The sequence below is a fragment of the Jiangella ureilytica genome (assembly GCF_004348545.1).
Lineage (GTDB): Bacteria > Actinomycetota > Actinomycetes > Jiangellales > Jiangellaceae > Jiangella > Jiangella ureilytica.
Map to the genome: position 1 here is coordinate 38,628 of NZ_SMKL01000004.1, position 19,188 is coordinate 57,815.

At 67.7% G+C, this 19,188-nt stretch carries 21 protein-coding genes; 19 read left to right on the forward strand and 2 right to left on the reverse strand.

Features of this window, described 5'->3' with window-relative positions:
* Window positions 1-122: 122 nt before the first annotated feature.
* The 18 genes from E1212_RS02690 to E1212_RS02760 all read left to right on the forward strand — a co-directional run bounded on the left by E1212_RS02690 (window position 123) and on the right by E1212_RS02760 (window position 15,152).
* Window positions 123-971, forward strand: a complete 849-nt coding sequence (locus tag E1212_RS02690) for a hypothetical protein (RefSeq protein WP_131978734.1) — start codon at window positions 123-125, stop codon at window positions 969-971.
* 352 nt (window positions 972-1,323) lie between these two features.
* Window positions 1,324-1,890 carry a cytochrome c-type biogenesis protein gene (locus E1212_RS02695; protein ID WP_131978737.1) on the forward strand — a complete coding sequence of 189 codons (567 nt, stop codon included), beginning with the start codon at window positions 1,324-1,326 and terminating at the stop codon, window positions 1,888-1,890.
* 60 nt (window positions 1,891-1,950) lie between these two features.
* Window positions 1,951-2,115: a hypothetical protein gene (locus E1212_RS29190; protein ID WP_162605267.1), complete on the forward strand. Its 165-nt coding sequence runs from the start codon at window positions 1,951-1,953 to the stop codon at window positions 2,113-2,115.
* Window positions 2,115-2,516: a type II toxin-antitoxin system VapC family toxin gene (locus E1212_RS02700; protein ID WP_131978740.1), complete on the forward strand. Its 402-nt coding sequence runs from the start codon at window positions 2,115-2,117 to the stop codon at window positions 2,514-2,516. The genes E1212_RS29190 and E1212_RS02700 overlap by 1 nt, the downstream gene beginning before the upstream one ends.
* 194 nt (window positions 2,517-2,710) lie before the next feature.
* Window positions 2,711-3,877 (forward strand): PIN-like domain-containing protein, encoded by a 1,167-nt coding sequence (locus E1212_RS02705; protein ID WP_131978743.1) that lies wholly within the window; start codon window positions 2,711-2,713, stop codon window positions 3,875-3,877.
* A 569-nt stretch (window positions 3,878-4,446) separates the two neighbouring features.
* Window positions 4,447-5,175, forward strand: a complete 729-nt coding sequence (locus tag E1212_RS02710; protein ID WP_131978746.1) for a hypothetical protein — start codon at window positions 4,447-4,449, stop codon at window positions 5,173-5,175.
* Window positions 5,176-5,775: 600 nt separating this feature from the next.
* The gene (locus tag E1212_RS02715; RefSeq protein ID WP_131978749.1) at window positions 5,776-6,873 is read left to right on the forward strand and encodes an MBL fold metallo-hydrolase; all 1,098 of its coding nucleotides are present in this window, start codon (window positions 5,776-5,778) and stop codon (window positions 6,871-6,873) included.
* Window positions 6,874-6,990: 117 nt separating this feature from the next.
* Window positions 6,991-7,311 carry a putative quinol monooxygenase gene (locus E1212_RS02720; protein WP_131978752.1) on the forward strand — a complete coding sequence of 107 codons (321 nt, stop codon included), beginning with the start codon at window positions 6,991-6,993 and terminating at the stop codon, window positions 7,309-7,311.
* The gene (locus E1212_RS02725; RefSeq protein ID WP_131978755.1) at window positions 7,308-8,513 is read left to right on the forward strand and encodes a helix-turn-helix domain-containing protein; all 1,206 of its coding nucleotides are present in this window, start codon (window positions 7,308-7,310) and stop codon (window positions 8,511-8,513) included. The genes E1212_RS02720 and E1212_RS02725 overlap by 4 nt, the downstream gene beginning before the upstream one ends.
* A 107-nt stretch (window positions 8,514-8,620) precedes the next feature.
* On the forward strand, window positions 8,621-9,091 hold the full coding sequence (locus tag E1212_RS02730) for a hypothetical protein (RefSeq protein ID WP_203416265.1): 471 nt from the start codon (window positions 8,621-8,623) through the stop codon (window positions 9,089-9,091).
* 2 nt (window positions 9,092-9,093) lie between these two features.
* Entirely contained in the window at window positions 9,094-9,396 is a 303-nt protein-coding gene (locus E1212_RS02735; RefSeq protein ID WP_131978758.1) for a hypothetical protein, read from the forward strand.
* Window positions 9,393-9,719, forward strand: coding sequence for a hypothetical protein (locus E1212_RS02740; protein ID WP_131978761.1), 327 nt, complete (start codon window positions 9,393-9,395; stop codon window positions 9,717-9,719). Before E1212_RS02735 ends, E1212_RS02740 begins: the two co-directional genes overlap by 4 nt.
* An 87-nt stretch (window positions 9,720-9,806) precedes the next feature.
* The gene (locus tag E1212_RS29200; protein WP_162605269.1) at window positions 9,807-9,971 is read left to right on the forward strand and encodes a hypothetical protein; all 165 of its coding nucleotides are present in this window, start codon (window positions 9,807-9,809) and stop codon (window positions 9,969-9,971) included.
* A gap of 560 nt (window positions 9,972-10,531) precedes the next feature.
* Window positions 10,532-10,660: a hypothetical protein gene (locus E1212_RS30670; protein WP_275296145.1), complete on the forward strand. Its 129-nt coding sequence runs from the start codon at window positions 10,532-10,534 to the stop codon at window positions 10,658-10,660.
* 2 nt (window positions 10,661-10,662) lie between these two features.
* Window positions 10,663-12,132, forward strand: a complete 1,470-nt coding sequence (locus E1212_RS02745; RefSeq protein WP_131978764.1) for a hypothetical protein — start codon at window positions 10,663-10,665, stop codon at window positions 12,130-12,132.
* Window positions 12,129-13,703 (forward strand): replication initiator, encoded by a 1,575-nt coding sequence (locus E1212_RS02750; RefSeq protein WP_203416267.1) that lies wholly within the window; start codon window positions 12,129-12,131, stop codon window positions 13,701-13,703. The genes E1212_RS02745 and E1212_RS02750 overlap by 4 nt, the downstream gene beginning before the upstream one ends.
* A gap of 18 nt (window positions 13,704-13,721) precedes the next feature.
* Window positions 13,722-13,898: a helix-turn-helix domain-containing protein gene (locus E1212_RS02755; protein ID WP_131978767.1), complete on the forward strand. Its 177-nt coding sequence runs from the start codon at window positions 13,722-13,724 to the stop codon at window positions 13,896-13,898.
* 9 nt (window positions 13,899-13,907) lie between these two features.
* Window positions 13,908-15,152 carry a tyrosine-type recombinase/integrase gene (locus E1212_RS02760; RefSeq protein WP_131978770.1) on the forward strand — a complete coding sequence of 415 codons (1,245 nt, stop codon included), beginning with the start codon at window positions 13,908-13,910 and terminating at the stop codon, window positions 15,150-15,152.
* A 32-nt stretch (window positions 15,153-15,184) separates the two neighbouring features.
* Here the strand turns inward: E1212_RS02760 and E1212_RS02765 are convergent, their stop codons facing one another.
* Complete coding sequence (locus tag E1212_RS02765; RefSeq protein WP_131978773.1) at window positions 15,185-16,354, reverse strand: acyl-CoA dehydrogenase family protein; 1,170 nt, start codon at window positions 16,352-16,354, stop codon at window positions 15,185-15,187.
* Window positions 16,355-16,466: 112 nt separating this feature from the next.
* Here E1212_RS02765 and E1212_RS02770 point away from each other — a divergent pair, with 112 nt between their 5' ends.
* Window positions 16,467-17,783: a UDP-glucose dehydrogenase family protein gene (locus E1212_RS02770; RefSeq protein WP_131978776.1), complete on the forward strand. Its 1,317-nt coding sequence runs from the start codon at window positions 16,467-16,469 to the stop codon at window positions 17,781-17,783.
* Between the two features lie 3 nt (window positions 17,784-17,786).
* Here E1212_RS02770 and E1212_RS02775 read toward each other — a convergent pair whose 3' ends face one another.
* Window positions 17,787-19,187, reverse strand: a complete 1,401-nt coding sequence (locus tag E1212_RS02775; protein ID WP_131978779.1) for an FkbM family methyltransferase — start codon at window positions 19,185-19,187, stop codon at window positions 17,787-17,789.
* Window position 19,188: the final 1 nt, after the last annotated feature.

The window sequence follows — 19,188 nt, forward strand, 5'->3', positions numbered from 1 at the left end:
ACGTGGCGTGATGCGGGCGAATCGCCGGGGAAGGAGCCGTCCGGGCGATCCGCGGCGTTGTCCCCGTGGCCGCCCGCTGTTCGCCCGGCCGTCCTAACGTGGCGCGCATGAAGCCTCGGGCGATGCTGATCACAGTCTGCGCCGCCGGCCTCCTGGCCGCCACCGTGCCCGCCGACGCCGGTCCGCTGGACCGTCGCATCTCGCCGACCGCGGTGGCGCCACGCCCGATCGTCGTCGACGCCGCGCCGGCCGAGCTGACGTACTCGCGGCAGGCGCGGTCGGAGTGGCAGTTGACGGAGTTCGACCGGTCGGGGAACGCGATCCTGGCCACCCACGTGCCGAGCGGCATCACCCTCGCGATCGACTACGACGACCCCGCCGACGACCGGCACGCGGCCGGCATCGCGCCCGACACCGGGTGCGGCCCCATGGAGGGCGGGTTCTGGGGCTCGACCACGCCGTTGCTCTACCCGATCCTCGAGCCGGACGCGCACGTGATCCAGGACGTCACGGTGGCGATGGACGGCGGCGAGGTGCGCGTCCGGATGGCCGGCGGCGCCTACGACCTGGTCTCCCCGGGTGCCGGCGACGAGCCGCTGTTCATGGACGCGACGTTCACCGTCGAGGACGGGCGGCTGCGGGCGCACACCAGGGGCCTGCACTACGTCCTGCCGTCCAAGGACCCCGCCACGACCGTCGACCTCACACTGGCCGACGGCTCCCGGGTCAGCCGCACGTTCACGATGGCCAGCCCGACCGGCCGCGAGTACCTCGACGACGTCCGCCTCGTCGAGGTGTCCGACGGCCGTTACGGCGACCTCTCCTGGACGACGGACATCGAGCGGCTCCAGTTCGACCTGAACACCAACCCGCTCCTCGACGTCTTCGAGATCGACGCCGACCACACGCTGAAGGACCGCGGACAGCGCGTCGTCACGAACGACTTCACCTTCGCGCCGGCCTGCGGCTGACGCCGGTTCAGAAGCCGACGGTGCCCTTGAGCAGCTGTCTTGCCATGACCATGCGCTGGATCTGGTTGGTGCCCTCGTAGATCTGGGTGGTTTCTCAGCGGCGTTTTGCCTGGTGGCGCTGACCTGGGCGAAAGTGCCGCTGACCTGCACGAACCTTCTCTACAGCTCTCGTTGGATCATGGCCGTTTCCGACGTCCCACGGCCCACAGACGGCCTGATCTTGGTCGTGTGGCGCTGGGCTCGCGGCCCGCCTGTGGCTGGATCTGCCTCATCTTTCAGTCGCCCCCGCCGGGTGCGGGAACACCCGGGCGGGGACTTGATCCACCACCAGAACCAAGCTGGAGGAAGACCCGTGGTTACCGTACCGACCCCTGAGAAGCGTGAAGAGATCACCCGTGTGCCGTTCGTTCATCCCGAGGTCGGGGAGATGGCGGCGTACCTCGGTGCCGAAGGTCCGATCATCGACGTGCAGGTGAAGCCCACCGATTCGGACATGTTCTGTGAGTTCACCTTGACGCCGCTGGAGGCGCGCGAGCTGGCCGAGAGTCTGCGGGCGATCGCGGACCAGGCGCAGCGTGCGGGCTGGTCGCGGAAGATGCTGGCCGACGTGCGCAAGCACTATCTGACTGACGCGACCGATGACGAGATCCGGGATCGGCTGGACGCGCTGACTGAGCGGCTGGGGGAGCGCATCCACGGCTTCCGCGGGCAGCTGTCCAGTCAGGCCGGCCGTCAGCTCCTGGCCGAGGACGCCGCTGCCGCCGCGGGACAGGCGTCGGGGGCGATCGGTGAGGTCGTCGACCAGCTGGGGCGCCTCGGTGAGGTGTCCGGGCGGCTGGTCGAGGCGCAGCAGGCGTTCACCGACCTGGAGCGCCTGCACCGGGCGTCGATTGACAAGGCCGGGATCCGGAGAACGTAGTCGTCGAGTGTGAATGTGCAGCTAGGAGGCGTGCGAATGGGTGTCCGCTACCATGGGGGTATGACGGTTCCGGCGTTCAGCGATCCGGCCATTGTGGTCACCGCGACGCCTGCCGACCCCGAGCGGGAACGTGCGGAGTGGCGGGCGTGGTGGTCCACCCTGCCCGCGGTCGAGCGGGACCGGCCGGCGGCTGACGTGCTCGCCGAGATCCGCGACGAAGACTAGTGCCACAGCGCTACGTCCTCGATGCCTCTGCCGGTGTCGAGATCCTCAATCGCACGCCTTCTGGCCTGGCCCTGACCGCGCACACGTTCCGGCCCGGTGCCGAGGAATGGACCGTGGATCACTTCTACGTCGAGGTCGCCAAGGTGATCCGCCGTGACGTGCTCCGCGGCGTCCTCACCGACGCCCAGGCAGGGAAGCTCGTCGACGGCCTGGTCCGCTGGCCGCTATCGGTCACCCAGTCCGCACCGCTGCTGCGAGACGCCTGGACGATGCGCAACAACATCACCATCCACGACGGCCTCTACGTCGCCCTCGCCCGCCACCTCAACGCCACTCTCGTTACCGCGGACAGGAGACTCGCAAAGGCACCGTCTTTGAACGTGCCTGTGATCGTTTCCTGACTGGCGGGCCACCGAAGGGCGCTCGCTCTGCTCGCTGGAGCGCCCTTCTGCCAGATACTGACCACCCTCATCGTCGAAGAAGTCTCGGACGGCGGGCACTCCCGGAAGCCCATCACACTGGGCGGCGCTCCCGACCCGGGTCGGCGCGCAACAGGTGCTAGCAAGCGAAGCGATGTCTACAGCATAATCGGATCATGCGCGCACACTTTCCTGAGTACTTCGAATCGCCGCTAGAGCCCGAAGGCTTCATCAAAGACGCCCTGATCATTCTGGACGCGAACGTGCTGCTAAGCGTCTATAGGTTGGGAGTTGATGCTCGGGAGGAAGCGCTCAAGGTCCTAGAGGATCCAGTGGTGATGGACCGGCTATGGATGCCGTATCAGGTCGGTATCGAGTACTTGAGGAACCGCCGAGACGTAATTGACGAACTGCCAGATGCATACACTCGTGTCATGGAATCGTTGAAGACCGTCCGAAAGGCCGTCGCGACAGCGTTCGGCGAAGGAAGGCGCTTCGAGAGTTCTCGCAGGGCCGTCCAGGACAGCGTTGGCGCTTCATTAGATCAGCTCAGTACGCTCTTGGGCTCACTAAAGGACGGGGATGTTGCGATAATCGACCCTGATGATGATCAGGTAATGCCCCGGGTGGAGCGCCTCTTTACGGACCGAGTTGGCACTCAGCCGACTATGGATGTGCTGAAATCGCGCGCTACAGAATTCCTAGACTTCAGGATGCCAAATAGGGTGCCGCCCGGGTACGAAGACTCCGCAAAAGATGGCTTGAGGCGGGCGGGCGATTATTTTATTTGGTGTGAGATATTGGATCATTCAACCAAGGTACAGCGGCCATTCCTGTTTGTGACCGATGAAAGGAAGGGTGATTGGTACGAGCAGAGCAAGGGAAGACGGCTTGGGCCGCGAAAGGAGCTGATTGCAGAGTTTGCTCAGCACTCGCCGCACGGCTACTATCAAGTCAGCTTTGATCGATTCCTAGAGCTAGCGCGTGCGCACCTGAGCCTATCGATCGATGATGCGACGATCGAAGAAGTAGAGGAAGTGGATGAAGCCGCGGCTAAGGCAGCGGATCAGGCGAACACTCGCGCTGTGGCTGCAAAAATAGCTCAGCTCTACAATCTAGAAAACGCCACAGCAGCTAATGTGGCCGCCATCAATCATGCTTACGCGGGCTTTGCTGCCAGAAATCGAGAGATGGTCGATAACCTTGTGCGGCAGTCGAATCTCACACCCCGGATTTATGAGCAGATGGCTGCACTGGCGAAGACGCAAAATGCGGCTATTCGGTCTGCGATGCTAGGGAGGCCATCCGCTGCCGACGTAAACGATTCTGCGGACGAGCCGTAACGGTCAGGAGTTCAAATCACATGCCAGCGGTTGGATTCCGGATCCGCTCATAGCGAGGCGTCGTCCTCGTAGCTGCCGGTCGTTGGCTGGAACGGAGCGGGTCAAGGGTCGGCGTAGCCGATCACGTAGTGACGCCGTAGGCGCCCTTGACGCGTGGAGCGGAGGCCAAAGAATGGCCGCTACGAGGGGGACGCCACCACGTAATCTTGCAGGCGCGGCCGAGCTGGTGCCGGCCAGTCGGTGCCCGCCGGCCGACAGGGCCCGGAACGGCCGCCAGGCCGCACGCCCGGCCCGGAGGCCGGGCGGGCACGGCGCGCGCAGCGCGCCGCTTGATCTTAAAGAGCCAGGATCGGCAGAGCCCTCCGCACCGCAGGTACGCACGCCGAAGACGGACAACGATCTGTGTAGGCCCTCAACGGTCCCGGAACGCTGAGGAACCCCTGCGAGGTACCGTTAAGTGTGCCTGGTACCGACCTTGCTCCGCCGCCCGGAGCCTTCCCATCAGTCCCTCATCGTGGCATGATGCGGTTCTCCGCGCGTGCGTGCGTGCCTAGAGCGAAGGGTTACCGGTGGCAGCCCCTAAAATAGCTCTCGAAGCCGCGTCCGTCGTGATCCGGGGCCAGTTCAACCCCGCGGTATTCTCACCGTCCTGGTTTTTGTTGAATGGCTTGATAGGCCAAGCGGAGGCGAGCGCCGCGAAGGTCGACGCGATTGCCGCCCCAGTGGCCTCTTTCAAGGTGGATTGGCTTCAGATCCACGTCCAGACCGAGACGCTCCAGGTCTTGACTGAGAAGACAGACGCGTACGAGTCGTTGAGAGACGTTGCGGTCGGCATCTTGGCGGCCCTGCCTGGCACACCGATTAGCCAGCTAGGCATCAACCGGCAGGTTCATTTTGCGGTTGATAATGCTCGTGAATGGCACGCCGTCGGGGACTCCCTTGTGCGGAACGATTTCTGGGAGGACGTGCTTATCCTTCCGGGTATGGCGGACGTGACTACGTGGGGGGTGAGGCCGGACAAGTACTCGGGCTTCATCCAAGTGCAGGTTCAGCCTTCTGCGCGAGTGGATTTCGGGGTCTTTGTCGCATATAACGATCATTACAATCTGTCGATTGTAGAATCGCAGCCAGCGTCGAGGGAGGAATTCGGCTCGGCCCGCCCGACCGCTGGCGAGGTACCGTTGTCTTCCGAAAAGGCTGCAATCGCCGTCGAGGTACTAACCGACCAGTGGTCGGAGTCGATGAAACGTTCGCAGCGCGTGGTGCAGCGCGTCGCGGCGCAAAGAGCGGGGGCATGATGGCTGAGACAACTATGCACGGTGGAACACAGGCCGCTTGGGCGACAAGCTCAGGCACGGGCGGCAGTGCTAGTGCTAGCTGGCCGGAACGGCGGGATCCAGTTGCGGAGGTATGGCGTCGCCATTTGCAGGCGGCGTCTGAGAGTGAGACCGCTCCACTCTCGACGGTGGACCCTAAGTCACCCACAGCTTTCGAGGCTAGCGGCGTGCGGAATCCTGGTGAAGTAGCAAGCGGAGATGTTTCGAGGCAGCAGCCATTGGCGCATTCTGAGGCTAAGCCGGTTCTTGGTCTAAAGAAGTGGCAAGGTCGTGTGCTTGAGATTGAGGGTGACGTCTTCACGGCCGAGCTGACTCCACTCGATCCGACCGATCGCAGCCCGACGGTTCGTGCAGACTTTGAACTTCAACTGCTTTCGCCGGACGAATCGGAAGTGCGACCCGGCGATGCCTTTTATCTCACGGTTCGGACGGTCGAAGAGGGTGCTGGTCACAGGACGACAACGTCGAGCCTCCGGCTCAGGCGGCTGGGACGCTGGACGGAAAGCGATATTGAACGGATACGAGAGCGCGCACGAGGGAAGTTAGCGCGAGTTCAGAAGTATGTTGACTGATCCGCCTGCCGAGGACGAGTTTGAGGTTTCGATTTTCGGTCCAGGAAAGGGCGAGTCGATCGTCGTCCACCTAGGGCAGAACGAGTGGATTATCGTAGACTCTTGCATCGATCAAGTCGATGGTTCGAATCCGGCGCTGCGCTATTTGGAGCAGTTGGGCGTTGACTCGTCGTCCGTTCTTCTTGTTGTGGCGACTCATGCTCATGACGATCATTTTGCTGGCATCGCAGAGGTGTTCCGAGTTTGCGAACGGTCCAGTTTTGTCTGTTCACCGGCAGTGGTGTCGGAGGAATTCTATGCGCTCACCGAGATAGATGAAGAACTAGAAAGGCTGATGCGTGCAAGCGCTCTAAGCGAGTATCGGAAGGTGATCCAGCATGTCGAGGACCGAGGTCGTTCGGCCATTGGCTTGAAGTCGATGGTCCGGGCGTCCAATGGGAAGACTCTCGTGAAGCGGCGACAGTCGGACCTACCAATGACCGTCACCGCTTTGTCGCCCTCGGATGAAGCAGTCACTAGAGCGCTGAAGAGTCTCGCGCGTGGCGCGGCCTCGATCGGCGAGCGTCTACGACTGCCGGCGCACGATCCGAATGAGCTAGCGATTGCACTATGGGTGGAGGTCGGAGAATGTGCAGCACTCTTAGGTGCAGACCTTCTGAAAGGACCGGCCGGCTGTGGTTGGGGTGCAGTACTCGCGGAGTTTACGCCGGACTTTCCGGCATCGTTGCATAAGGTGCCGCATCATGGCTCCCCCAATGCGCATCATGATGAGGTTTGGGCGACGTTGCTAGAAGGTGCGCCGGTGGCGTTACTGGCACCTTATCGCGGGGGCCGAACGTATCGTCCGGCCCAGGCTGACCGGGAACGAATTTGTGGTTTGACAGATAAGGCCTTTGTCACCGCTTCGCCCGATCTTCCTAAACCGCGACGTGCCGTTAAGACAACAGCCGCGGCGCTGGGTCCATTGGCAATGCGCGTCCATGAGCCGTGGGGCCGCTCGGGGCAGATTAGGGCGAGGCGTAGCCCGGACGACAGGGCGTGGCGCATTGACTTATCCGAGACCGCTCGCCCTCTGTGCTCCCCGTAGTGCAAGGAGTCGATGGTCTTGCTGTGCCGCCCGGCCCTCGCTGGAGGCTTGACCTCCTGCACTGCTACCTTTGGTGCGGCCTCGTACTTCTTGTGTGCCTTGGTGAGGGGAGTTGCTATGTTCGCTCTGGTGGTGCGGTTCGATCTGCATGACGAAGATGCGGCCTTGGCGTTTGATGCGCTGGTGGCCCGAACGGCTCCGGGGATCAGGGATCTTGAACCGGGGACCCTGGTCTACGCGACGCATGGCGTCGAGGGTGACCCGCTGGCCCGGGTGTTCTACGAGGTCTACGCGGACCGTGCTGCATTCGAGGCGCATGAGCAGCAGCCGCACGTCAAGGCGTTCCTGACTGAGCGTGGGCAGTACTTGGCATCGACGCGGGTGGAGTTCCTGACCGATGGCCCGGCCAAGGGGCTGCCAGACGGGGCGAGAGGGTGACGGACGACGTTCAGGCGTTAGGCCGCAGGGTCGCTCAGGCTAGGAAGCGTCGCGGCTTGTCGCAGCGGGAGTTGGCTCGCCTACTTGACCGTTCCGAGACGTGGCTCTCGCAGGTGGAACGTGGCGTGCGGAAGATCGACCGCATGTCCGTGCTGGAACGCGTGGCTGAGGTGCTGGAAGTGCCGCTCACTGAGTTGGCACCGGACAGGCCGGTCGTCGCCGCGGCGCATGAACGGCCGGCGGCTGCGGTCAATCTGACCTTGGCGTTGAGTTCGAGCAACGCGCTTGCGGCGGTCCTCGCTGATCGTTCCTCGGCGAATTTGCGGGAGCTGACGGGGTCGGTTGACCAGGCTTGGTCGCTGGTTCATGCGGCGGAGTACGAGCGGGTCAGTGACCTCATGATGCGGCTGCTGCCTGCGCTGGAGTTCGCGGCTCGCGCCTCGGACGGTGAGCCTCGGAGCGCGGTCTATGCGGCGCTGGCCCGGACGTATCACGCCTGTGCTGCCGTTCTGTCGAAGCTCGGCGAGCCGTCGGGCGCTTGGGTGTCCGCGGACCGAGCGATCGCGGCCGCGGAACGCTCTGGTGATGCGCTGTTGATGGCCGAAGGGGCGTTCCGGCTCTCTCTTGTGTTCCAGAGCGCCCGCCTCTATGGCCAGGTCATCCGGACCGCTTCGACCGCAGTTGATGCTCTCGCCGGCCGGGTAGCCGCCGAGGATCCCGCGGCCATCTCGTTGTCGGGCTCGATGCTGATGCAGATGGCCATCACGGAGGCTCGTCGCAACAACGCCGACCAGGCCTACGCCTACCTGGTCGACGCGGAACGACTCGCACAGGCCCTCGGTACGGATCGCAACGACTACGGCACCGAGTTCGGGCCGACGAACGTCACGCTCCATCAGGTCACCGTCGCAGTCGAACTCGGTGACGCCGGCCGCGCCTTGCGGATCGCGGCAGATTTCGATCCCGGGGGCCTCTCGCCGGAGCGGCGCTCGCGCTACCAGGTCGAGCTAGCTCGCGCGCACGCTCAACGCCGCGACGCCCCCGCCGCCGTGGCAGCGATCCGGCAGGCCTACGAGATCGCGCCTGAACTGGTCGTGGGCCACCCGACCGTCCATGCGCTACTGACCGACCTGCTGCGGACCGAAGGCGGACAGGCAACTGACGTTCGAGACCTGGCGAGGCAGGTCGGCATGACACTCTGAGCACCTTTCCACACTCTAAGTATTGACCCGCACTATTAGTACGGGTAGCCTTCTGGTCATGAGGCACGCCGGGGAACGTCCTCGGCGCCGCGTGAAGGAGGCCAGTCATGGCGTTGATCAAGGGTCACCGGTTCCCGGTGGAGTTCGGTGAGGCGTTCCCGCGGGGTCTGGTGATGGTGGGTGAGATCGAGCCGGATCTGGAGTACCAGTCGCAGGAGGACCGGGCGCGCGGCAAGGAGCAGCGGCAGCGGGTGGACGACATCACGAAGCTGCGGCAGTGGAAGGCCACCGTGACGGACCCGGATGAGGCGAAGGCGAAGCGCGCGTCGTTCGAGGTCATCTTCCTCGCGGAGGTGCAGCCCGCGCCGCTGCCGGATGAGGTGCTGCCGGGGATGCGCCCGATCGAGCTGGTGGGTGTGACGGCGTCGCCGAAGGTGATGGGTCAGGGCGAGTTCAAGTACCTCGGCTACGAGTACCGCGCCACCGGCGTCAAGGCCCCGAACGCTGCCCCGCGCCCGCCCGCCGCTGGTGCTCGCGGCCAGGGCGAGGCCAAGCACGGTGAGCAGAAGGCCGGCTGACGATGCCGACCGAGCGTGAGGCCTACTTGAGCGTGAGTGTGCCGGTGGCGCTGGCGGCGTCCTGGTCATCCGCCCACGAGGTCGTGATCATCACCGGTGCCCACGGCGCCTATCCGTCGTTGCAGATGCACCTCACCGTCGAGCAGGCCGCGGAGCTGGCGGCGTCGCTGATCCGCTCCGTCCTCGCGAGCGACTCGGACGGGCTGTCTCGGCGGCTGGTGGATGCGGCGGGGGAGGCGCTGGCGCACCACTGGCGCGACGCCATCCCCACCGCCGAACCGGCGTCGGTCGGGGTGGCGACATGACGACGACGGTCGAGCATGAGCCATGGTGCGAGGACCAGGCGGCCGGTCATGACGGTGCGTGCCGGTTCTACGGCGACAGCCTGTCCGCCCGCGGGGTCGTCGTCACATCGACGGCGGAGGCAGTCGACGGTGGCGCTGTGGTGGTGCTGACGACGACCGGGCGGGACGGGCGACCGGTGCGGCTCGAAGTGGCCCCGGCGGTGGCGTCGTCGTTCGGCCGGTCGCTGACCCGGCTCGGCGCAGCGTTCGAGGACCGTGCCCCGCGTCGCTCACCACTCACAACGACGACGACTGCCCGCGGTGGTGTTGTCGTCTCGCGATGAGACCCCACCGGGGACGGGTGCAAGGCCTAGGAAACCGTCCCCGTCCCCGGTGGCCCCAACCACACCCCCACGAGGGAGGGGATTGGTGTGCCCAAGCCTACGTTCTGGCGACTCCCCGTCGCCCTACTGACCGTCCTGGCGGTCCTGGTCCTGACCGCCGCGCAGCTCGCCACCGCGGTCACCGACGTCGACGCGGAGCGGTCCGACGCTGCCGACGCCGCGCAGTTCGTTCGGTGTGGTGGTCGGTCGTGAACGGCGACCCGGTCCTGTTCGGGCTGCTGCCCTTCGATTCCACGGCCCGGGCGTATGCGTTCCATTGCCCGGTCTGCGACAAGGTCCGCTCCACCACACCCGACCAGCCGTGCCGGGACTGCGCACCCGTGGTCAAGCCCACCCGTCGGCGGACGACGAAGGGTCGTGGATCCCGGTGAACCGGCCGCGCGTCCTGTCCTGCGACGGCTGCGGAGCGACGACCACCGATGCCGACAACGCGGGGGCCTGGTTCGTCTTCACCGTCGCCGACGTGCCGGGGAACGCCCGCTGCCCGGACTGCTTGCCCGAGCAGGCCCGTGCTGGCGGTGATCTGTCGTGTCTGCGCTGACCGCCTGCTCGTCCTGCGGCCGCGCCGTGGATGCCGTGGAGGTGTGGTTCCACCCCGGCACCGGCGAGGCCACCTGCACCGACTGTCACGAAGCCGTCCGGTCCCGGCATGCCCGGTTGACCGCGCTGAGAGGTGAGTTCCGATGAGAAGCCGTCCACGACTGCACACGAGGCACTGCAACCGCTGCGCCACGAGCCTGAACGGTGCGGGGATGCCGCTGCACGGTGCCGGGACGTTGTGCCCGTCCTGCTGGGTGACCACCCGCACGGAGCGGTTCGAGGGCCGTGCCCGTGCTGCCGTCGCGGCCACGCTGGCCGACGAGCAGATCGGCGGGTGGTGACGATGAGCAACCTGCTCACGCTCGTAAAGACGCTGCTGACTCTGCCGCGCAAGCGAGTGAACGGGGCGGCGTCGCTGCTGACCGGGTGGTGGCTGATCCGGCTGCTTTGGCGGCTCCGCGGCCTGGTCGCAATGACGCTGGTGGTCCTGTTCGTCTACTCGACGTGGGGCTGGGTCGGCCTCGTGCTCCTGGCGGTCTTGCCGCCGGTGTTGTCGTTCGCGTGGCGGGTGCTGCACCCGGTCTCGCACACCTGGCTCGTCAACGGCCTCACGGCTCGGCATCGGCTGCGCCACACCTACGGGTCCCGCTGGGACGCCGTCATGGTCGCCTGCAACCTCCACGTACCTGCTCCCGGCGGCGACCACATCACCCCGACTCTTCAGAAGGTGACCTTGGCTCCGGTGGGGGACGTGCTGCACGTTCGCCTGTTGGATGGGCAGGCGCCGGCCGACTTCGCACGGCAGGCCGACGAGCTGGCGCACGCGTTCGGCGTTCCCGAGGTCCGCGTCACCACCACAGGTCCGGGCCGGGTCGAGCTGGTGCTCGTGCTGCTGGACGTGCTCGACGAACCCGTGATCCTCACTGACGTGCCGCCGGTAACGGACCTGCGGCGCGTGCGGTTCGCCATCGGGGAGGACGGAGAGTGGCGGACCAGGAATTACGCGAACATCGCGGCCGAGGTCGGCGGCGGCGTCCCCGGCTCCGGCAAGACCGCGGGCGAAACGAGCCTCGCGTGCGGGCTGATCCAGAACCCCGCAGTCCAGTACGTCGTGATCGACGGCAAGGGCGGGGAGGACTGGTCCTGGATCGCACCTCGAGCAGCCGCCTACTGCGCCGAAGACGAAGACCTGACCGCGGTCCTCGCCGTCGTCGAACAGGTGCACGGCCTGATGCGGCACCGCCTCAAGACGCAGAAGGCGAACCGGGGTGAAGCGAACTTCTGGAACCTCCCCCTCGACCCGAACCACCCTGCCGTGTTCCTGGTCGTCGACGAGGTGCAGACGTTCACCGACACCAAGGGCATGGATCCCGAGACGAAGCAGCTCGCCTGGCAGATCACCGCGCGGTTGTCGGCGCTGGTGAAGAAGGGCCGCTCCGCCGGCATCGTGACCCGGCTTCTGACGCAGAAGCCGACCAACGACGCGTTGCCGACCGCGATCCGCGACAACGCCTCGGTGCGTACCGCGTGGCGGGTCATGTCCAAGGACGCCGCCGAAGCCATCCTCGGCCCCATCGTTCGCGACACCGAGGTGTCCCCGGTCGACATCCCGGAGGCCATGCGCGGCATCGCCGTCGTCGCGACCGATGCCGGGCGGCTGGAACGGGTCCGGTTCCCCTTCGTCGACGAGCACACCGCCGAAATCATCGCTGCTCGGGTGGCGGGTCTGCGCCGGGAGCTGACCGAGTTCGGCGCACCCGCTGTCGAGGACGACCAGGAGGCCGAGGACGACCCGGCGGGGGTGCGGGCGTGACCGTCACGCCACTCACCGGAGAGGTGCCGGATGACGCCACCCTGCGCGAGCTCGCCGCCGCGAAGGGCGTGTGCGTGCGGCCCATCCTGCAGCACGTCACCGACACCATGACCGGCGCCTCCAGGACGGTGGTGATCGCGTGCGGGGCCACCCGCGCCAAGGTCTGCCCGTCCTGCGCCGACACCGCGCGCCGGTTGCGGATCCAGCAGTGCCGCGAGGGCTGGCACCTCACCGAAGACCCACCCAAACCCGAACCCGAGACCACGGAGGACGGTGGGGACGACGACGGCGACCAGGCCGACGAGCACGACGAGGACAACGGCCGGCGGGTGCGGTCCACGCGGCGGCGGCAGGACGCACCCGACCTCCCGCGCCTCGCCGTATCCGACCGCACCACGGGCCGGGTGTTCGAGACATCGGACGGCAAGACCTACCGGCCGTCGATGTTCGTCACCCTCACCCTGCCGTCCTACGGGCGCGTCACGTCTGAGGGTGTTCCGGTCGACCCGCGCTCGTATGACTACCGGCGGGCCGCGCTGGATGCGATGCATTTCCCGAAGCTGGTGGACCGGTTCTGGCAGAACCTGCGCCGCGCCACCGGCTACTCGGTGCAGTACTTCGCCACCGTCGAACCCCAACGCCGACTCGCCCCGCACCTCCATGCCGCGATCCGTGGCGCGATCCCGCGCAAGCTGCTCAAGCAGGTGGTGGCGGCGACGTATCACCAGGTGTGGTGGCCGCGACTCGACGAAGTCGTCTACGCCGACTTGGACGAGCTGCCGGTGTGGGACGAGCTGGCTCAGGCCTACGCCGACCCGACCACCGGTGCCGTGCTGCCGACGTGGGATGAGGCGCTGGACGCCATCGACGACGACCCCGACGCCCGGCCGGCGCACGTCATCCGGGCCGGGTCGCAGGTCGACATCCAAGGCGTCATCGCCGGAACCCCGCTCGCGGACCGGGTCATCGGCTACCTGACCAAGTACCTGACCAAGTCGATCACCGACCCGCTCCACGACGACGACACCGACGGTCAGCCACCCGTCTCGGCCGCGCGCCGTGCGCACATCGACCGGATCGCCGACGAAGTCCGGTGGCTGCCCTGCTCGCCCACCTGTGCGAACTGGCTGCGCTACGGCATCCAACCCAAGAACGCGACAGGCGGGCTCGAACCCGGCCGCTGTGGTTCGAAGGCGCACGACCGGGACCACCTCGGCCTCGGCGGGCGTCGCGTCCTCGTCTCCCGCCGCTGGACCGGCAAGACCCTCGACCAGCACCGCGCCGACCGCGCCGCCGTCGTCCGCGCCGTCCTCACCGAAGCCGGCATTGAGATGGACGACCACGACGAGCTTGCGGCAACCGCCACCACCCCCGACGGCAGGCCGCGGTTCGTCTGGACCGTCACCCACCCCGGCGAGGTCGACGGCCCCACCTACGCCCGCCTCATCGCCCACGCCATCGCACAGAAACAACGCTGGCGGGCGCAGTACGAGGACGCCAAGACCCGCGCCGGACCCGCGGCGCTGGATCTTTCGGCAACCGCACAACCTGCCGCTGCCCCGGCGGCGTGAACGGAAGGAACAGCCCGCATGACCAGCATGGATCAGCTCTGGACGGTGGACGACGTGTCGCACTTCCTCCGAGTTCCGGTGAAGACGCTCTACCAGTGGCGATGGCGTGGTGAAGGGCCTCCCGCACGCAAGGTCGGCCGGCATCTGCGGTACGACCCGGCGAAGCTGCGGATGTGGCTGGACGCCGAGGACTGAGGCGGCCTCGTGGGACACATCCAGGACCGCTGGTACCGGCAGAAGATCGACCCGGAGTCGGGCCAGCCGGTGTTCAGCTCGTCCGGCCGCCCGGTGCTGGAGAAGACCGAGCTGCACGGCACCGGCATGCGGTACAAGGTGCGCTACCTCTCGCCGGACAACAAAGAGCGATCGAAGTCGTTCCCGGATCGGCAGAAGCGGCAGGCTGAGGACTTCCTCATCGGGGTCGAGGCGGACAAGCGCGAGGGGCGCTACATCGACCCGGCGGCGTCGGCCATCACCTTTCGGCAACAGGCCGAGAACTGGCTGAAAGGACAGTCACCGGACCCCGGCACGCGCGAGGTGTTGCGCAGCCGTCTGACGAGCCGGATCTATCCGTCCTTCGGCGACGTGCGGGTGGGCCGGATCACGCCGTCGATGGTGCGTGACTGGCTGGGGGAACTGGAAGAGCGCCGATATGCCTCGAACTACCAGGTGGCGTTGTTCACGCTGGTGTCGGCGGTGCTCGATGCTGCGGTGGACGACCGGCTGATCCGCGACAACCCGTGCAAGGCCAAGACCGTAAGACGGCCGGTGGGCGCCAGTCCGAGAGTCGTGGTGTGGACGGAGAAGCGGGTGCACGCCGTGCGCGCCGGCCTGGGGGAGCGATTCGGTGTGACTGTGCCGCTCGGGTCCGGGCTCGGCCTGCGACAGGGGGAGATCCTGGCGATCTCCCCCGACGACATCGACCGCTCAGCGAAGGTGGTCCTGGTCCAGCGGCAGCTCAAGACGGTCAAGGGCGTTCAGATGTTCGCGCTCCCGAAGGGCGGCAAGACCCGGACGGTCCCGGCGTCGGGCGGACTGATCGACGTTCTGGACGAGTACGGCGAGCAGTTCCCGCCGGTCGAGGTGAAGCTGCCCTGGCGCGTCCCTGACGGTGAGCCGGTCGCGGCTCGGTTGATGGTGACGGGCGAGAACGGTCGGCTGTACTCCGGTGACCTGTTCACGAAGGTGGTGTGGCAGCACGCGTTCAAGGCCGCTGGCCTGGTCTACCGACCGCGCGCGGACGGCATGCACGGGCTCCGGCACTTCTACGCCTCGATGCTGCTTGCCCGCGGGGTCTCGGTGAAGGAGCTGGCCGAGTACCTGGGACACGCCGACGCGGGCTTCACGCTGCGGACCTACACCCACCTCGTGCCGTCCAGCCACGAGAGGGCGCGACAGGCCATCGATGCCGTGTTCGGACCCGAAACTGACGGCCTGGAGACGGCCTGATCATGAAAACCGGCCCCGCAAGCGCCTCCGCGCTAGAAGCTCACAACCCCTTTGAGCAGCTGTCTTGCCATGACCATGCGCTGGATCTGGTTGGTGCCCTCGTAGATCTGGGTGATCTTCGCGTCGCGCATCATGCGCTCGACCGGGTAGTCGCGGGTGTAGCCGTAGCCGCCGAAGAGCTGCACCGCGTCGGTCGTCACCTGCATGGCGACGTCGGAGGCGAAGCATTTCGCCGCCGCGCCGAGGAAGCCGAGCGAGGACTCGTCGCGTTCGGAGGCGGCGGCCGCGCGGTAGACCATCTGCCGCGCGGCCTCGGTCTTCATGGCCATGTCGGCGAGCATGAACTGGACGCCCTGGAAGTCGGCGACGGGGCGGCCGAACTGCTGGCGGTCCTGGACGTAGGCCGTGGCGGCGGCGACCGCGCCGGCGGCGATGCCGACGGCCTGGGCGCCGATGGTGACGCGGGTGTGATCGAGGGTGCGCAGCGCGATCTTCAGGCCCTGGCCGAGGTCGCCGACCACGCGGTCACCGGGGATCCAGCACCGATCGAAGAGCAGCTCGCGCGTCGGCGAGCCCTTGATGCCGAGCTTGCGCTCCGGCGCGCCGACCGAGAAACCCTCGTCGGAGGACTCGACGACGAAGGCGGTGATGCCGCGCGAGCCCGCGGCGGGGTCGGTGACCGCCATGACGGTGTAGTACTGCGAGACGCCGGCGTTGGTGATCCACGACTTCTGGCCCGACAGCACCCAGCCGTCGCCGTCCTGGACGGCGCGGGTCTTCATGGCGGCGGTGTCGGAGCCGGCCTCGCGCTCGGAGAGGCCGTAGGAGAACATCGCCTGCCCGGCCGCGACCGGCGGCAGGTACTTCTCCTTGACCGAGTTCGACGCCGCCAGCAGCAGCGGCATGGTGCCCAGCTTGTTGACCGCCGGGATGAGCGACGACGACGCGCAGGCGCGGGCGACCTCTTCGATGACGATGCAGGTGGCCAGGGCGTCGGCACCCGCGCCGCCGTACTGCTCGGGGATGTGCGGGGCGTGGAAGTCGGCCGAGCGCAGGGCGTCGTAGGAGGCCTGCGGGAACGAGCTGGTCTCGTCGGCCTCGGCCGCGTGCGGCGCCACCTTGTCGGTGCAGAGCTCGCGCACCGCGGACCGGATCGCCTCGTGCTCGTCGCTGAGCCGGTACAGGTCGAAGTCGGCATCCATTCCCTGATGCTACTCGTGGGTAGCCTCGCTGTGGCAAGTGCGCCGTGGCGAGCGCCCCAGCCGACTTGTAGCCTCGACCCGACGAACCGGCCACAACGGGTGGGATCTGATCGTGAGCTTGCGCATCTCCGTCATCGGCACCGGCTACCTGGGCGCGGTCCACGCCGTGGGCATGGCCGAGCTCGGCTACACCGTCGTCGGCATCGACGTCGACGCCGACAAGGTCGCCGCGCTCGCCCGTGGCGAGGCGCCGTTCTACGAGCCGGGGCTGGACGAGCTGCTGGCCAAGCACTCCGGCACCGGCCGGCTCAGCTTCACCACCGACTTCGCCGCGGCCGCCGACGCCGACGTGCACTTCATCTGCGTCGGCACCCCGCAGCGCCGCGACAGCATGGCCGCCGACCTGCGCTACGTCGAGGGCGCCGTCGACTCCCTCGCACCGCACCTGACCACCCAGTGCCTCGTCGTCGGCAAGTCGACGGTGCCGGTGGGGACGGCGGCGGCGCTGGCCGACCGGCTGGCCAAGACCGCGCCCGTCGGGGCCGGCGCCGAGCTGGCCTGGAACCCCGAGTTCCTGCGCGAGGGCTACGCCGTCGAGGACACCCTGCACCCGGACCGCCTCGTCTTCGGCGTCACGTCCGCCGAGGCGGAGCGGCGGCTGCGCGAGGTCTACGCGCGCGCCATCGACGACGGCACCCCGGTCATCGTCACCGACCTGCCGACGGCGGAGCTGGTCAAGGTGTCCGCCAACGCCTTCCTCGCCACGAAGATCTCCTTCATCAACGCCATGGCCGAGATCAGCGAGGTCGCCGGCGCCGACGTCACCAAGCTCGCCGACGCCATCGGGCACGACGCCCGCATCGGCCGCAGGTTCCTCAACGCCGGCATCGGGTTCGGCGGCGGCTGCCTGCCGAAGGACATCCGCGCCTTCATGGCCCGCGCCGGCGAGCTGGGCGCCTCGCACTCGCTGGCGTTCCTCGCCGAGATCGACGCCATCAACCTGCGGCGCCGCCAGCGCGTGGTCGACATCGTCCGCGAACTGGCCGGCGGCAGCGTCGCCAACCGCCGGGTCGCCGTGCTGGGCGCGGCGTTCAAGCCGCACTCCGACGACGTCCGCGACTCGCCCGCGCTGAACATCGCCGGGCAGCTGCACTTGCAGGGCGCACGGGTGTCCGTGTACGACCCCAAGGCCACCGAGAACGCCCGCAAGATCTTCCCGACCCTGCCGTACGCCGAGTCCGCCCTCGACGCCTGCCGGGGCGCGCACGTGGTCCTGCACCTCACCGAGTGGCAGGAGTTCCGCGACCTCGACCCCGTCGAGCTGGCCCGCATGGTCGAGAACCCCGTGGTGGTCGACGGGCGCAACTGCCTCGACGCCGACGCCTGGCGGGCCGCCGGCTGGACCTACCGGGGCCTCGGGCGGCCCTGACGCTCAGCGGCGGATCGCCTTCGGCGTCGCCTCGAGTGCGGCCTGCCAGGCGCGGGCCGCGTCGATCATCCGCGGCTCGAGCGGACGGGGTGCGAACAGGTAGTTCATGTACTGAAGTGTGGGGTCGCCGACGACGACGTCGGTCTCGGCCAGCGGATCGGCGCCGTTCAGGTGGAAGAAGTGGTAGCCGAACCTGCTCATCAGCGCCGCCAGCACCTGCTCCGGCGCCTGGTCGGCCAGCACCTCGCAGAAGATCCACGGCCGGTGCCTGGCGACGACCTCGCGGGCGCCCCGGAGCACGTAGTGCTCGGTGGTCTCGGTGTCGATCTTGAGCACGGCTGGGACCGAGCCGGTGCGACGGAGGTAGCGGTCCAGCGGCTCGACGAGCACGTCGAGCTGCCGCTTGGAGTCTCGGAACCCCTTGGCCAGCGAGTTGGACGCATCGCTCTTCTCCGAGAGGTAGAACGTGGCGACGCCCGGGACCTCGCCGGCAGCGACCTGCTCCAGTGGGTAGTCCAGGCCGTTGACGGCGGACAGCTGACGGGCCCAGCCCGCGACCTCCGGCGTCGGCTCGAACGCGACGACCTCACGATCGGTGTAGGCGCGTGCGAGCAGCGAGTAGAGCCCCAGGTTGGCGCCGACGTCCCAGACGGCACCGGGCTGCACGGTGTCGCAGAGCGCCAGGAACCAGGCCATCGTCGTCGGCTCGTAGCCGCCGATTCCGGCCCGATCGAGGGTGCGTCCGACCATGGATGTCGCCGGCACCTCGACCCGCAACGCCGGCGGCTGGTGCCGGCCGTCGCCCGGCGGGACCGGAGCGGGCACCTCGAGGCGCAACCGGTCGGTGCCCTGCACCGGCCTGGCGCCGCCGCTCGGCGCGGTCACGGCGTCGAGCTCGGCCCTGACCGCGGCGAGCGTCTCGGCGCAGCTCTCGTGTCCCGCCAACGCCCTGGCGAGGACCGCCCGGAGGCGCGCCCAGTCCGGACTGCTGCCGTCGACGGTGACCGCCGCCAGGTTCGCCGCGGCGAGACCGGCGCCCGCCCCTGAGCGCTGCAGCGACAGGCCGGCCAGCACCCGCACGCTCGCGGCGTCGTCGATCTCGACCGCGTGCAGCAGCTCGACACCGCGCTCTGCCAGCTCGACGGCCAGCTCGCGGCTGACCGGCTCGGCCGGCAGCGCGTCGATGAGGAGCACCGCGCGCTCCTTCTCGGCCAGATCGTCGAGCACGCTCAGCGCCGCGGGCAGCTCGGCGGTGCGGATGGCCGACACCCGGACCACCGGGCGCTCGCTCGGGTCCGCCGCCCGCAGGCCGGCGAGCGCGGCATGGCCGGGCAACGGCGACCCGGCCCACGCGAGGTCGCCGGCGTGCGCGGCCTGCGACATGAGGAGGTCTCGGAGCAGCATC